A 13,380-nucleotide genomic window follows, 5' to 3' on the forward strand; every position below is an offset into this window, starting at 1 on the left:
CTCAGGATGATGCCTTGCGGCGCGAGCCGTCCGTTGGGCCAAGCTGAGCCAGGAAGCCGGGGCTTCTCAACGCCTTCTCACGGCGGCACGCTCGCGCTCGGCAGAGGGGGACGCATCCCCGTGCCCGCACCCATGCGGGTGGAAGCGCAAGATGTTTCTCAGGATGCACTTGCCCGGCCGGAAGGAGGTAAGCCCGGCGGGCAATCAACAAGCTTGCGTTCTGAATCAGGTAAACTATATTGGCCGCACTGATACCCGGGGTTGTTGCAGCAATTCAGGTCCTTCCTGTACTGCCTCCCATTTCATCTATCCCGAAACGGCACCCCGGTCGCGAGGCCGGTCCGCAAAGCTAGGGGTCTCCCGCGCGAGACAGCCCGGCCGCCGAAGGAGAGCATCACCACGCTCCCCCTACGGCTCATGCTTCGTCTCTCCTCCACACATCGTCTGGTAGTCCCCGCGGTGCTTCTGCTCGCGGCCGCCTGTACCAGCGACGCCGTCGCTCCCTCCGCGCGCGCCGGGCAGGGCGCGGACCCGGTGCTCGCCCGCGGGCTTCGCGCCGGCAAGTACAGCGACACCGGCGTACGCCACGCCACCGGACGCTCCGGCAGCGCCACCCTGGCCGGCCGCGCGCTCCTGGGGGCCGACGGCGTCACCACGCTCACCGTCACCACCGGCAGCCTGGAGAACCTTTCCGTGGCACCGGGCGAGCTGAGCAAGGTGCAGATCAAGGCCACCGGCCCCAACGGTGAGCGCCTCTTCACCAACAACTACCAGCGTCCCTCCTCCACCGGCCTGGCCACCTTCAGCTTCCGCGGCCTTCCGCGCGGAACGCGGCTGCAGGTGCAGGCCAACGTGCGCGGCATCGACGGCAAGCGCACTGACGTGGTGACCATTACCGAAACGGTTTCGCGGGGCGCCGCGCTCTCGGTGGACCTGAACCTTCCCGCCCAGGTGCTGGTCGGCGTGCCCACGGTGATCACGGCCACGGTGCGCGAACTGAACGGCGACGCGGGCTCCTACACCGGCTGCTCGCTGTACGTGAACGGCCTCAAGGTGGACAGCGCGCCCAACGTGTGGGTGGACGCGGGCGACGCGGTCTCCTGCGCCTTCACCTACACCTTTCTGCAGGCCGGCGAGCCGAGCGTGGAAGTGCGCCTGGACGGCGGGCAGACGGCCGGCGGCGGTTCCGAGGTGGTGGAAGTGGTGCAGCCCAACGTGCTGGCCGCGGCCCGCGCCACGTTCGAGGAGCGCCAGGTCAAGACGACCACGCGCTTCGACTACACCTGGCGTGACGCCGGCGGCTCGCACCAGGAGTACGAGTCGGGCGTCACCGAGGGCCCGCGCGAGCAGACGCTGTCGCTCGTGGGCACGCTGCCCCGCGCCACCAGCTTTCCGCTGGCCCGCGTGGCGCTGGACGTCCGCTCCGGCGCGGCGACCTGGCAGACCACGGAATGGGGCTCGCTGAACGCCACGGCCGATGCCACCGGCCGCCTGTGCACCGACCAGCTCGTTACCGAGCAGGGCGGCCACCTGTACCTGTGCAGCACGGGCGCGGGCGGCACGGGAATCACCACCTTCGGCTACACGCGCTTTTCCGGCACGGTGACGTACCACTCGGTGGGCTTCTCGCGAAAGTGGGACAACGTCACCGCGCAGGAAACGTACTGGACGTGGAACGACGAGTACGAGACGTACGGCGCCGGCGGCCAGCACCGCCCGGTGGCGGGAACCATCTCGGTGCAGCTGCGCTTCGCCGACGCCATCGGCGAGTTCTCGGTGAACCCGGTCATCACCGTGAGCGCCTTTGACCGCATCGTGAGCTCGGTGCCGCGGACGTGCGTCAACGACAGCCCGTACTGGCTCAACGGCGGGCTGCGTACCGAGTGCCGTTCCAGCGAAGTTCGCGAGTACGGGTGGAGCGGCGCGGGCGAAGGCTGATCCCGCCCGTCCCTGGTGGATGAACAGGACCCCGGACGCCATCGCGCGTCCGGGGTTCTTTCGTTCCGCCCCCGTCGCGCGCACGGAAGCCGGATGATAGGTTGGCGGCTCCTGAACGCCTTGGACCGCACGGAGCACGGGTGCAGATGACGGATACGGAAGCGCTGAAGCGGCGGGCCGCCGAGCGCGCGGCGGAGTGGATCCGCGACGGGATGACGGTGGGGCTGGGAACGGGCTCCACGGTGCGCCACCTGCTGGACGTGATCGCGGAGCGCCGCGCTGCCGGCGAGTGGGCGGGCATCGTGGGCGTGCCCACGTCGGAAGACACGACGGCGCGGGCCCGTCGGCTGGGCATTCCGCTGGCCACGCTGGACGAGCGCCCGCGCGTGGACCTGACCATCGACGGCGCGGACGAGGTGGATCCCCAGCTGCGGCTCATCAAGGGGCTGGGCGCGGCGCTGCTGCGGGAAAAGATCGTCGCCGCCGCGTCCGCCGAGTTGGTGATCGTGGCGGATGACACCAAGGTGGTGCAGCGGCTGGGGACGCGCGCGCCGCTTCCGGTGGAGGTGGATCCGTTCGGCGCCGCCATCCAGGTGGACTTCCTGCGCGGCCTGGGCGCCGAGCCCGTCCTTCGCGAGCGGGACGGCGCGCCCGTGGTGACGGACGGCGGCGGGCGCATCTACGACTGCCGCTTCGCCGGCGGCATCGCCGACCCGGAGGCGCTGGAGCGCGCGCTGCTCATGCGGCCCGGCATTCTGGAGTGCGGGCTGTTTCTGGGGATGGCGACGGCGGTGGTGATCGCGGGCGCGGACGGTGTGAGCGTGCGCACGCGGGAGGACGCGCGATGAGCGCCATCAAGATCGCGCCCTCCATCCTGTCCGCGGACTTCGGGCGGCTGGCGGAGCAGATTCAGGAAGCGGAGCGGGGCGGGGCGGACTGGATTCACGTGGACGTGATGGACGGGCACTTCGTCCCCAACATCACCATCGGGCCGCTGATCGCGGCGGTCGCGCGCAAGGCCACGTCGCTCCCCATCGACGTGCATCTGATGATTGAAAAGCCGGAGCGCTACCTGTCCGCCTTTGCCGACGCGGGCGCGGACTACCTGACCGTGCACGTGGAAACGTCGCCGCACCTGCACCGCACCGTTCAGCAGATCCGCGAACTGGGCGTGCATCCCGGCGTAACGCTGAACCCCGCCACGCCGCTGGAGTCCATCTCCGAAATCCTGGTGGACGTGGACCTGGTGCTGGTGATGTCGGTGAACCCGGGCTTCGGCGGGCAGTCGTACATCCCCGGCAGCACGGAGCGGATCCGCCGCATCCGCGCGATGCTGGACGAGCGGGGGCTGTCGCACGTGGAGCTGGAAGTGGATGGCGGGGTCGCGCCGCCCACGATCGCGCAGGTGAAGTCCGCGGGCGCGAGCGTGGTGGTGGCCGGGTCCGCCGTCTACAACGCCAAGGCTTCCGTGGCGGACAACCTCCGCGCGCTCCGCCAGGCTGCCGGCGAGAGCTGACTCCGTAAACTGCCCTCACGCGGAGGTCGCGGAGGTCGCGGGGGACGCGGAGGTCGCGGGGAACGGAAAAGAAGGGAATTACACAGAGTTAACAGAGTCAACAGTGAAACAGAGGGTTTGATGTTCGGAGAGTCCGGATCGACCCTCGTTCTTCCGTACTGTTAACTCTGTTAACTCTGTTGACTCTGTGTGAGCCCGCTTTCCTTCTTCCCCCGCCGGTCCGTTGTCCCCGTGACCTCCGCGTCCTCCGCGACCCCCGCGTGAGATTCAGTTGACGGACTCGGCCGAGAACGTGGATCATTCGCCTGCGACGAATTATCTTGCGGGACGAGAATTGCCGCCTGGGTGGTGAAATCGGCAAACACAGGGCACTTAAAATGCCCCGGCGAAAGCCTTACGGGTTCGAGTCCCGTCCCAGGCATCCGGTGTCGCGCCCCGCGGTTCCCAGCGAGCCGCGGGGCGCGTCGCGTGCGTGTACAACTGGTTCGCACCTTGCGCCGGGGGCCGCGCGGGGGCAGCATTGGATTCTGCCGGAACACTCGCAACGGGGGAGCACGACGCGGTGGATGACGAGACGTTGGATGGAATGCCCGTGGACAGCGCCGAGGAACTCGAGGCGCTGATCACCGAAGCGCAGTCGCTGGGCGAGCAGGAACGCTGGCCCGAGGCGCACGAGATGCTCGTAAACGAGCTGGACCGGCACCCGGAGAACGCCCTTCTGCTCTGCTGGGTGGGTCTCGCCGCGCAGCGTCTGGGGGAGGAAGCCGAGGCGTACGACATGTTCCGCCGCACCCTCGCGCTCAGCCCCACCGACCCGTTTATCCTGGCGGCGGCCGGCACGGGCGTGGCCGCGCTGGACGATCCCTCCGCGGAGTCCGCCCTGCGGCTGGCCGCGTTGACGGCGCCGGACTTTCCTTTCGCGCGGCTTGCGTACGGCTCGTATCTGTCGCGCGAAGGACTGTACACCGAGGCGATCTCGGAGCTGGAGGCCGCCCGCACCCTCGCGCCGGAAGACGCCGGCGTGCAGGCCGAACTGGGGATTGCGTACCTGCTGGCCGGCCGCCCCGCACCCGGGCTGGACGCGCTGGAAGAAGCGCTCTCGCTGACCTCGGACGACAGCTGGCTGCGCGGCCTGTTCGGCCTGGCGCTGGTGGATGCGGGGCGCGGCGAAGAAGGCGCGGAGCAGCTTCACCAGTCGGCGGAGGAGCGGGTGGAAGACGTGGAGGTGCAACTGCTGGCCGCGCTGGCCATGGGCGCGCAGGGGTGGGAAGACCCCGCGTGGGAAGCATTCGCGCGCGCCGAGGCCGCGGCCGACAGCAGCGACGGCGCCCTTCTTTCCGAGGTGGAAGACTGCCTGAACGCCGGCCCCGAAGCCTCCGAAGAGTTTCTGCGCACGGACCTGGGCCCGCCGCTGCTGCGCGAGCGGCTGCTGCAGCGGGCCTGACGTGAGCCATCCCCCGGACCCGGACGATACCGTCGCGTATGGGCGCGACCCCGTGCGCCCCGATCCCGCGCCTTCCGATCCGGTGCGGCCCGACCCCGTGCGGCCCGGCCCCGTGCAGCCGGACGGCGTGTCGTCGGGGCACGCGCGCGCGGCCGCAAAGAAGGAGCGGCCCGTGCGCAAGCGGGCGCCGCTTCCCGTGCGCATCGTCCGCCGGCTGGTCCAGCTCTGCCTTTTCGTGGTGGCGTGCTGGGCGCTTACCGTCGCCGCCATCCACGTCTACGGACGGCGCAACGAGGCGCGCAAGGTAGACGCGATCGTCGTCCTGGGCGCCGCGCAGTACGACGGGCGTCCGTCGCCGGTGCTGCGCGCGCGGCTGGACCACGCCATCTCCCTGTACAAGCGGGGCCTCGCGCCGCGCTTGATCATGACCGGCGGGCAGGCGCCGGGCGACACGGTGAGCGAGGCGGAGGTCGGCCGCCGCTACGCCGCGCGGCAGGGCGTGCCCCGGCGCGACATCCTCATCGAAAACACGGGAATGACCACGGTGGAATCCATGTCCTCCGTGGCCTCCATGATGAAGACGCGCCAGCTCAAGACGGCCGTCATGGTGAGCGATCCCTTTCACATGCTGCGCCTCAAGCTCCTCGCGCGGCAGTTCGGGATCCAGGGCTACACCTCTCCCACCCGCACCAGCCCCATTTCCCGCAACCGCGGCGAAGAACGCAAGCACCTGATCCGCGAAAGCTTCAGCCTTCCGTTCGCGCTGTTCGAGGCGGTGACGGGGGCCAGGACGGAACGGGAGAAGCTGTAAGGGCGGGGAACAGGGATGAAGACGAAGGCGGGGCGGAGCAGGGCCGGCCCGCCGCCGCGAATCAGAGATGCCCGGCGGGGTGGCCGGGACAGGCCTTTCCGGAGATACGGATGCAGATTCCGATCGAGCAGTACACGCTGGACAACGGGCTGCGCGTCGTGCTTTCGAGCGACCACGCGCTTCCCATCGTGGCGGTGAACCTCTGGTACAACGTGGGCAGCCGCGATGAGCAGCCGGGGCGCACGGGGCTGGCCCACCTCTTTGAACACATGATGTTTCAGGGGTCGCTCAACGTCACCGATACGCAGCACATTCAGTGGGTGGAGCGCGTGGGCGGCACCATCAACGCCTCCACCTGGCTGGACCGCACCAACTACTACACCATTCTCCCGTCCAGCCACCTGGAACTGGCCCTCTGGCTGGACGCGGACCGCATGGGCGGCTTCGTGGCCGCGCTCACGCAGGAAAAGTTCGATAACCAGCGCGAGGTGGTAAAGAACGAGCGGCGCCAGCGCGTGGACAACGCCCCCTACGGCGACTGGGACGAGCGGCTGCAGCGGCTGGTCTGGCCGGAAGACCATCCCTATCACCACGCGGTGATCGGCAGCATGGAAGACCTCGACGCCGCCAGCCTGGAAGACGTCGCCAACTTCTTTCGCACCTACTACGCGCCCAACAACGCCGTCCTCACCGTCTGCGGCGACTTTGACCCGGCGGAGGCCCGGGCGATGGTGGAGCGCCACTTCGGGCCGGTGCCGCGCGGGCCGGAGGTGCCGCCGATTCCCGGGCGCCCCGTCGTGGACCCCATCCAGTCCGGCACGCTGGTGCGCGAGCGGGTGGAGTCCGCCGTGGCCCTCGCCCGCGTGTACGTGGCGCACCGCATTCCGCCGTACGGCACCACGGAGTACTACGTCGCCGACCTGCTTTCCGAACTGCTGGCGGGCGGAAAGTCCGCGCGCATGTACCGGTCGCTGGTGCGCGAGCAGCGCATGACGGCCTCGGTGGGCGCCTTTCCCTTTCCCGCGGTCAAGGGCGCCTCGGCGTTCGTCATGCGGGGCAACGCGCTCCCCGGGCACAGTCCGGAGCCGCTGGAAGCCGCCATGCTCGCCGAACTGCAGGCCGTGGCCGATGCCCCGCCCACCGACGCGGAAATGGAGCGCGCCATGACCGGGCTGGAGGCGCGGCGCATTCTGGAACTGCAGAAGATCGGCGAGCGCGCCGACAACATCAGCATGCTGGCCACCTACTTCGGCGATCCGGAGCTGATCAACACCGAACTGGAGCGCTACCGTGCGCTCACCGCGCGCGACGTGCAGGCGTTCGTGCAGACTTATCTGACCGAAGACAACCGCGTCGTGCTCACCTACGTTCCCCAGGCCGCCGTGGAGGCCGCGTGAGCGCCCCCGCGGAGTTCGACCGCACCCGGCCGCCCGCGCCCGGGAAGCTGCGGTCCTTTCACTTTCCGCCCGTGCAGCGCGCCACGCTGGCCAGCGGGCTGCAGGTGGTGCTGGCGGAAAACCACACCTTTCCGCTCGCCACGCTGGACGTGGTCCTTCCCGCCGGGGCCCTTTCGGAGCCGGATGGAAAGCGCGGCGTGGCCTCGCTCACCTCCGGGCTGCTGGAGTCCGGCGCCGGCCCGCGCGACGCCGCCGAAATCGCGGAGCGGGTGGATGAACTGGGGCTGGTGCTGGAAACGGGGAACTCGTGGGACACCACCCTGGTGGGGTTCACGGGGCTGAATTCCCGGCTGGACGCGGGGATGGAAGTGCTGGCCGACCTGGTCATCCGCCCCGCCTTTCCGGCGGACGAGGTGGAGCGCATCCGCGGCGAGCGGCTGGCCTCGCTCACCCAGCGCCGCGCCGATCCCGGCGCGCTGGCGGACGAGCTGGTCACGCACTTCATGTTTCCCGAAACGCACCCGTTTTCGCGGCGGATGGGCGGGCTGGCGTCCACCCTGGCCGCCATGACGCGCCAGGACGTCACGGACTTTCACGACGCGTACTACCGGCCGGACGGCGCGTGGCTCTTTGCCGCGGGCGACCTGACGCTGGACCAGGTCGTCCGCATGGCCGAGCGGCACTTTGCCGGGTGGGAGGGAACGGTGCCCGCCGCGCCGGATCCGGAAACCCGCAACCGGCTGGAGGAGACGACCTTTCTGCTGGCGGACCGCCCGGGCTCGGTGCAGAGCGAGGTGCGGGTGGGGCACATCGGGGTGGAGCGCAACCATCCCGACTACTTCGCCATCACGGTGCTCAACGCGATCCTGGGCGGCACCTTTGCCTCGCGGCTCAACATGAACCTGCGCGAGCGGCTGGGCTACACCTACGGCGTCAGTTCCAGCTTCGGAATGCGGCGCTCGCCGGGCACCTTTCACGTCAGCGCCGCGATTCAAAGCGAGCCCACGCCGCACGCCGTCAGCGAGATCCTGCGCGACATGCGCGATCTGCAGCAGGATCTGGTGCCGCGCGAAGAGCTGGAAAACGCGCAGCACTACCTTGCCGGCGTCTTTCCCCTCGGCCTGCAGACCACCGACGGGCTTTCCGGCAAGCTGAGCACGCTGGCCGTGTACGGGCTCCCGGACGACTACTTCGGCAGCTACCGCGAGCGCCTGCTCGCCGTCACGGCGGAGGAGGTGCGCGAAGCCGCGCGCAGGCACCTGATGCCGGACCGCGCCGCCGTCGTCATCGTGGGCGACGCGGGGGCGTTGCGGCCCGGACTGGAGGCGCTGAACGCCGGTCCCGTGCAGATCGTGGATCCCGCGGACGTGCTGCGCTGAACGCGGGTTCTTTTTGACGTTGGATGGTGGAGCGCCCCGCGTCGTCTCTGGCGCGGGGCGCTCGTCTTCTGCACGGACTCGTGTGGCTCAGCCCGGCGCGGCCAGAAAGGCGTCGAGCATCGCCCTGACGTGCGCGAGGCGGACGCGCCCCCGCTGAACCTCGGCCATCGGTACGCCGGCCGTGGCCGCGACCAGCCGCCCGTCCCTGTCCGCCAGCAGATAGGCGGGAAGCGGAAAGCTCTTCTGCCAGGGGAGGCGGCCGGGGTCCATCAGCGCCCGCAGGCCGGGTGTGTGCGCGACCGGCACCTCCACCCTCGCCTCGCGGATGAACGCGCGCAGCGCGGCGGGGTCGTCGTCTTCCGCCAGCACCACGACGCGGATGCCGCGCCGGGCGTAGTCGCTCCGCACCTCGTCCACCGCGCGCAGGGCCAGCCGCGACGCGGAGCAGGTGCGGCTCCACGCGACGAGGAGGGCGGGGGAGCCCGCGATAGAGTCGCGGCTGATCCGCGGTCCATCCACCGCGGCAAAGTCGAAGGCGGGGAGCGGCGAACCCGCCCGCGGAAGCCGGCCGGCGGGCGGGCGTCCACCGAAACCGGCGGCCATCTCGCCCAACGCGGCCAGCGCGGCGGCGAGGGGGTGTCTGTCGGACGGCATGGGAGGGCGGGTGACGGGGGCGTTCGTGGCGGGAACGGCAAAGCTACGGCTGCGGGGCGGGCCCTCACAACGGGGAGGGGCGCCGCGGGCGGGCTTCCCCGGGACCGATATCCAGCGAATTAGGATCGAGTTAACACAGCCGCGGGGCAGTTCCGCCGCGCGGCCCGTGTGTCCATACTTCAACCACGAGAGATCGGGATGCGGGAAGATCAGTCGGAGGTGCGGCCGGGGCTCATCGAGCGCAGGCCGGTGCACCGGGGGCGGGTGGTGGACCTGGGAATGGACACGGTCCGCTTTCCCGACGGATCCACGGGCGAGCTGGAGATGATCCGGCACTCGGGTGCCTCGGCGGTGCTGCCGGTGTTGAGCGACCCCGCCGGACCGGACCCCCAGATCGTGCTGGTGAGGCAGTACCGCTACGCCGCGGACGGCTGGCTGTACGAGGTGCCCGCCGGCCGGCCCAACCGCCCCGGAGAGCCGTGGGATGAATGCGCGCGGCGCGAGCTGCGCGAAGAGACGGGGCTGGAGGCGGGCGAGCTTCGCCCGCTGACGTCCATCCTCACCACGCCCGGCTTTACGGACGAACGCATCCACCTCTTCGTCGCCACCGACCTGACCGCCGGCGCAACCGAGTTCGACGCCGACGAGTTCATGTCCACCGTCACCATGCCCATGTCGCAGGCGCTGCGGATGGTGAAGGACGGCGAGATCACCGACGCCAAGACCATCTGCACGCTGCTGTACGCGGCGGGGTTCGCCTTCGGGATGTAGCCCCGTCAGAGCGGGACCGGGATGGGCGTTCCCATGGCGGCGGTGTGAAGCGGACGCGGTCCGGTGTCATTTTCTCGCCCGATCGTCCCACAAAGAGGACGGGCGCGGTTGGCCGGATCATCAGCCGAAAACACGGAATTCAAGCGTGGGCGCGGAGTTACGCGTCCGGCGCCGCGGGAACGGATACGGGTACGGGGCGTGCCCCTGCCATGCACGGGGCAGCCGCCCGTCCGGTACACATCAGGAGGTCCTTGCCATGTTCAATCTTTCCGTCAGTGAACGCCGCGATGCTCAGAAGCCGCGCTCTCCGCGCGAGCAGCTGAAGCAGTTGGACGACAGCGGCGTGGTGGCCGCGCACCTGGAGGGCAACCGGCTGGCCTTTGGCGAACTGGTGGAGCGCTACCAGAACCGCCTGCTCAACTTCGTCTACCGCAGCACGGGCGACCGCGAGCGCGCCGAGGACCTGGTGCAGGAAACCTTCATCCGCGTGTACCGGCACCTGCACCGTTTTGACCAGAGCAAGAAGTTCTCGACCTGGATCTACACGATCTCGTCGAACCTGGCCAAGAACGAGCTGCGCAACCGCTCGCGCAACCCGCTGGTCCTGTTTCAGACGCTGCTCAAGAACCGCGACGCGGACGCCAAGCCGCTGGAGTGGGAAGACAACACCTACCGCCCGGACGACCTGTTCCGGAAGCGCCACCTGAAGAGCCAGGTGGACGCCGCGGTGGCCGAGCTTCCCGAGCACCACCGCACCGTCTTTGTCCTTCGCGAGATGGAGGGCAAGACGTACGAGGAGATCGCCGAGATCACCTCCACCAACCTGGGCACGGTCAAGAGCCGGCTGAACCGCGCGCGCAACAACTTCGCCGCGCTGATCGCCCCGGTGCTGGACTGACCAGCGTCCATCTGATCGTCGTTCCGAGGGAGGGGCGGGCCGGGTTCCGGCCCGCCCCCTTTCGTTTCCGCCCCGCGCCGCGCATTGTACCCGTCCCCGCGCGCGGGCGGCCGTGTGTCGGAGCGACGCGCCGCCCGTGGAACCCTGACACGCTTGCCGCGTACAACCGCGCGCTGGTGAACGGAGGGGTGGTGGCGGGATGCTTCAAGACGAGGTGATGGATACGATGGATTGCGACGTTTTCCTGGACGGCTACTCCGAGTATCGCGACGGGCTTCTGCCCGCCGCGGAGCACGGCGCGTTCGCGGCGCACCGGGACGAGTGCGCCTCGTGCGCGCGGTACGACCGAGTGATCGGCAAGGGCGTGCGGATGCTGCGCGACGAGCCTGAACTGGAAGTGTCGGAAGACTTCATGGCCCGGCTGCAGCACCGCATCTACCACATCGACGAGGAAAAGCGCTCCTCCGCCGGCCGGCGGGCCCGCGGCGTGGCGGCGGGCGGAACGCTGGCCGCCGCGGCCGCGCTGGCCGGCGTGACGCTCATCAACAGCGGCGACGACGCGGCCGTCATGCCCGGCGTGGCGGTGCAGAGCGGCAGCGCCATCGCCGCCTCCATGGCCGCGGCCGAGGCGGAAAACGCCGCCACCGGACTGGGCGCGCGGCTGGAGCAGGTGGGGGTGGAGGTGTATCCCATGCCGTACCGCGACGTGCTGTACAGCACCGCTTCGCTCACGGGCGGCAGCGGCCACACGGCGGGCGCGGCGCGCTCGCGCGGCGAGTAGTGCCGCCCCTTCGCCCCGCGCAGCTGGACCGCACCCTTCGCGATCGTGTCGCGGGGGGTGCGTTCTTCTTTCACGGCGACGAAGATTTTCTGCGCGAAGACGCCGCCTCGCGGGTAGTGGCGGCGTACCTGGACCCCGCCACCCGCGACTTCAACTTTGACCAGGTGCGCGGCGCCGACGTGGCCGCCGAGGACCTGGCTTCCGTCATCGGCACGCCGCCGATGATGGCCGAGCACCGCGTCGTGGTCGTGCGCGACGCGCAGGGGCTGAGCGTAAAGGCGCGCGAGGTGGTGGAGGCCGCGGCCAAGGCGCCCCCGCAGGGGCTCATCCTGGTGCTGTCCGCCGTCATCCCCTCCGCCAGCAAGGCCAAGTTCTACGACGACCTGAAGAAGCACGCCGTCAGCATCGAGTTCGCCCCCCTGTCGCACGACGACGCGCCGGGGTGGGCGATGGAGACCGCGCGCGAGGAACTGGGCTACGAGCTGGAGCCGGACGCCGCGCGGGCGCTGGTGGGCGGCGTGGGCGTGGACTTGGGGACGCTGACGTCGGAGTTGAAGAAGCTGGCGGCCTACGCGCAGGAGCGGAAGCGCGTGACGCTGGAGGATGTACGGGCCGTCGGCGGGGCCATTCCCCGGCAGGACCGCTGGGAATGGTTCGACCTCATCGCCGAGCGCCGCTTTCGCGAGGCGGTGGCCGCGCTCCCCGTGATGCTGGACCAGGGGGAGAACGGCGTGGGGCTGGTGATCGGGATGGGGGGCGTGATGCTGCGCATCGGCCTGGTGTGCGCGGGCGGGCCGGCGGCGCTGGAGCGGGAACTGAAGCCGTTTCAGAAGTGGATGGCGCGCCGCGTGGGTCCCCAGGCCCGCAAGTGGACGCTCCCCGAGGTGGACCGCGCGATGGAGGAACTGCTGCGCACCGACCGCCTGCTGAAGTCCGCGTCGCTTTCCGACCGGCAGGCCATCGAAGAGCTGCTGCTTCGCCTGTGGGCCATCGAACGCCCCGCCCGCGCGGCCTGAATCGTCATCGACCGAACCTGACGGCCCTCTCCGGAAGCTCCGGGGAGGGCCGTCGTGCGTTCAGCGCAGCGCGTCCAGCACGGCCTCCGGGTGCTTGGCCACTACGCGCAGCAGCGCGCGGGCGGGGCCGTCGGGGCGGCGGCGGCCCTGCTCCCAGTTGCGCAGCGTGCCCACGGGAACGCCCATCATGGCCGCGAACTTGGGCTGGGAAAGCTTGAGCCGGGTGCGCAGTTCGCGCACGTCCACCTCGTCGGCCACGAAGGTGCGCGACGGCGCAGACTCGCCGCGCAGGATGGCGCCGCCCTGGCGCACGCTTTCCAGGAGTTCGTTGAACAGCTCGTCGCGCATGGCCGTGACCGCCTTGCTGTGGGTGATCAGCCGAACTCGGCCGTTACCAGCGCCTGCAGCACCCGCCGCTGCTGGGTGGTGAGGTCGTCCTGCTCGTTCTTGGGATACACGTGCAGCATGAGCAGCCGGTTGTGCGCCAGCGCGGCGTAATAGATGACGCGCACGCCGCCGCGCCTGCCCCGGCCGCTCCCCGCCCAGCGCACCTTGCGAATGCCTCCGGTGCCCGCGATGACGGCGCCCGTAGCTGGATCGTCGAGCAGCAGAATCTGGAGTTCGCGGTACGACTCGGCGGAAAGCAGGTCCTGAACGCGCCGCGTGAACAGCGGCGTTTCGACGATTTCCATCTGCATGGCGGGCCCCGTTCACCCTCGTCCCGCCTCCATCAACCTACACCAGAGGCGTACATGCGTCAATGGTGTATGTTGGT

14 protein-coding genes, 1 tRNA gene and 1 riboswitch are annotated in these 13,380 nt (G+C 69.9%); of the genes, 12 read left to right on the forward strand and 3 right to left on the reverse strand.

The features are described from left to right. Window positions 1–308: 308 nt before the first annotated feature. Window positions 309–386: riboswitch (cyclic di-GMP riboswitch) on the forward strand. A gap of 31 nt (window positions 387–417) precedes the next feature. The 8 genes from HNQ61_RS21230 to HNQ61_RS21265 all read left to right on the forward strand — a co-directional run bounded on the left by HNQ61_RS21230 (window position 418) and on the right by HNQ61_RS21265 (window position 8,485). Then, window positions 418–1,938, forward strand: coding sequence for a hypothetical protein (locus tag HNQ61_RS21230; protein ID WP_170038832.1), 1,521 nt, complete (start codon window positions 418–420; stop codon window positions 1,936–1,938). A 146-nt stretch (window positions 1,939–2,084) separates the two neighbouring features. Further along, on the forward strand, window positions 2,085–2,786 hold the full coding sequence (rpiA, locus tag HNQ61_RS21235) for a ribose-5-phosphate isomerase RpiA (RefSeq protein ID WP_170038830.1): 702 nt from the start codon (window positions 2,085–2,087) through the stop codon (window positions 2,784–2,786). Beyond that, window positions 2,783–3,454, forward strand: a complete 672-nt coding sequence (gene rpe, locus HNQ61_RS21240; protein ID WP_170038828.1) for a ribulose-phosphate 3-epimerase — start codon at window positions 2,783–2,785, stop codon at window positions 3,452–3,454. The genes rpiA and rpe overlap by 4 nt, the downstream gene beginning before the upstream one ends. 339 nt (window positions 3,455–3,793) lie before the next feature. After that, window positions 3,794–3,875: transfer RNA gene (locus HNQ61_RS21245), tRNA-Leu, on the forward strand. Window positions 3,876–4,016: 141 nt separating this feature from the next. Further along, window positions 4,017–4,898 carry a tetratricopeptide repeat protein gene (locus tag HNQ61_RS21250; protein ID WP_170038826.1) on the forward strand — a complete coding sequence of 294 codons (882 nt, stop codon included), beginning with the start codon at window positions 4,017–4,019 and terminating at the stop codon, window positions 4,896–4,898. 1 nt (window position 4,899) lies between these two features. Further along, window positions 4,900–5,709, forward strand: coding sequence for an ElyC/SanA/YdcF family protein (locus HNQ61_RS28900; protein WP_170038824.1), 810 nt, complete (start codon window positions 4,900–4,902; stop codon window positions 5,707–5,709). A 110-nt stretch (window positions 5,710–5,819) separates the two neighbouring features. Then, a complete protein-coding gene (locus tag HNQ61_RS21260) occupies window positions 5,820–7,106 on the forward strand; it encodes a M16 family metallopeptidase (RefSeq protein WP_170038822.1) in 1,287 nt (428 codons plus the stop codon). After that, on the forward strand, window positions 7,103–8,485 hold the full coding sequence (locus HNQ61_RS21265) for an insulinase family protein (RefSeq protein ID WP_170038820.1): 1,383 nt from the start codon (window positions 7,103–7,105) through the stop codon (window positions 8,483–8,485). Before HNQ61_RS21260 ends, HNQ61_RS21265 begins: the two co-directional genes overlap by 4 nt. 87 nt (window positions 8,486–8,572) lie before the next feature. On the opposite strand, the gene HNQ61_RS21270 is transcribed toward HNQ61_RS21265, so the two are convergent. Beyond that, window positions 8,573–9,139, reverse strand: a complete 567-nt coding sequence (locus HNQ61_RS21270; RefSeq protein ID WP_170038818.1) for a TlpA family protein disulfide reductase — start codon at window positions 9,137–9,139, stop codon at window positions 8,573–8,575. A 198-nt stretch (window positions 9,140–9,337) separates the two neighbouring features. Here HNQ61_RS21270 and HNQ61_RS21275 point away from each other — a divergent pair, with 198 nt between their 5' ends. The 4 genes from HNQ61_RS21275 to holA all read left to right on the forward strand — a co-directional run bounded on the left by HNQ61_RS21275 (window position 9,338) and on the right by holA (window position 12,605). Continuing rightward, window positions 9,338–9,910, forward strand: coding sequence for an NUDIX hydrolase (locus tag HNQ61_RS21275; protein ID WP_170038816.1), 573 nt, complete (start codon window positions 9,338–9,340; stop codon window positions 9,908–9,910). A 256-nt stretch (window positions 9,911–10,166) separates the two neighbouring features. Next, window positions 10,167–10,808 (forward strand): sigma-70 family RNA polymerase sigma factor, encoded by a 642-nt coding sequence (locus HNQ61_RS21280; RefSeq protein WP_170038814.1) that lies wholly within the window; start codon window positions 10,167–10,169, stop codon window positions 10,806–10,808. Window positions 10,809–11,007: 199 nt separating this feature from the next. Next, window positions 11,008–11,589, forward strand: a complete 582-nt coding sequence (locus tag HNQ61_RS21285; RefSeq protein WP_170038812.1) for an anti-sigma factor — start codon at window positions 11,008–11,010, stop codon at window positions 11,587–11,589. Continuing rightward, window positions 11,589–12,605 (forward strand): DNA polymerase III subunit delta, encoded by a 1,017-nt coding sequence (holA, locus tag HNQ61_RS21290; RefSeq protein WP_170038810.1) that lies wholly within the window; start codon window positions 11,589–11,591, stop codon window positions 12,603–12,605. Before HNQ61_RS21285 ends, holA begins: the two co-directional genes overlap by 1 nt. A 60-nt stretch (window positions 12,606–12,665) precedes the next feature. Here the strand turns inward: holA and HNQ61_RS21295 are convergent, their stop codons facing one another. Both HNQ61_RS21295 and HNQ61_RS21300 read right to left on the reverse strand, forming a co-directional pair. Continuing rightward, window positions 12,666–12,953, reverse strand: a complete 288-nt coding sequence (locus HNQ61_RS21295; protein ID WP_170038809.1) for a helix-turn-helix domain-containing protein — start codon at window positions 12,951–12,953, stop codon at window positions 12,666–12,668. 26 nt (window positions 12,954–12,979) lie between these two features. Further along, entirely contained in the window at window positions 12,980–13,297 is a 318-nt protein-coding gene (locus HNQ61_RS21300; protein ID WP_170038808.1) for a type II toxin-antitoxin system RelE/ParE family toxin, read from the reverse strand. Window positions 13,298–13,380: the final 83 nt, after the last annotated feature.

It is taken from the genome of Longimicrobium terrae (genome assembly GCF_014202995.1).
Classification (GTDB): domain Bacteria; phylum Gemmatimonadota; class Gemmatimonadetes; order Longimicrobiales; family Longimicrobiaceae; genus Longimicrobium; species Longimicrobium terrae.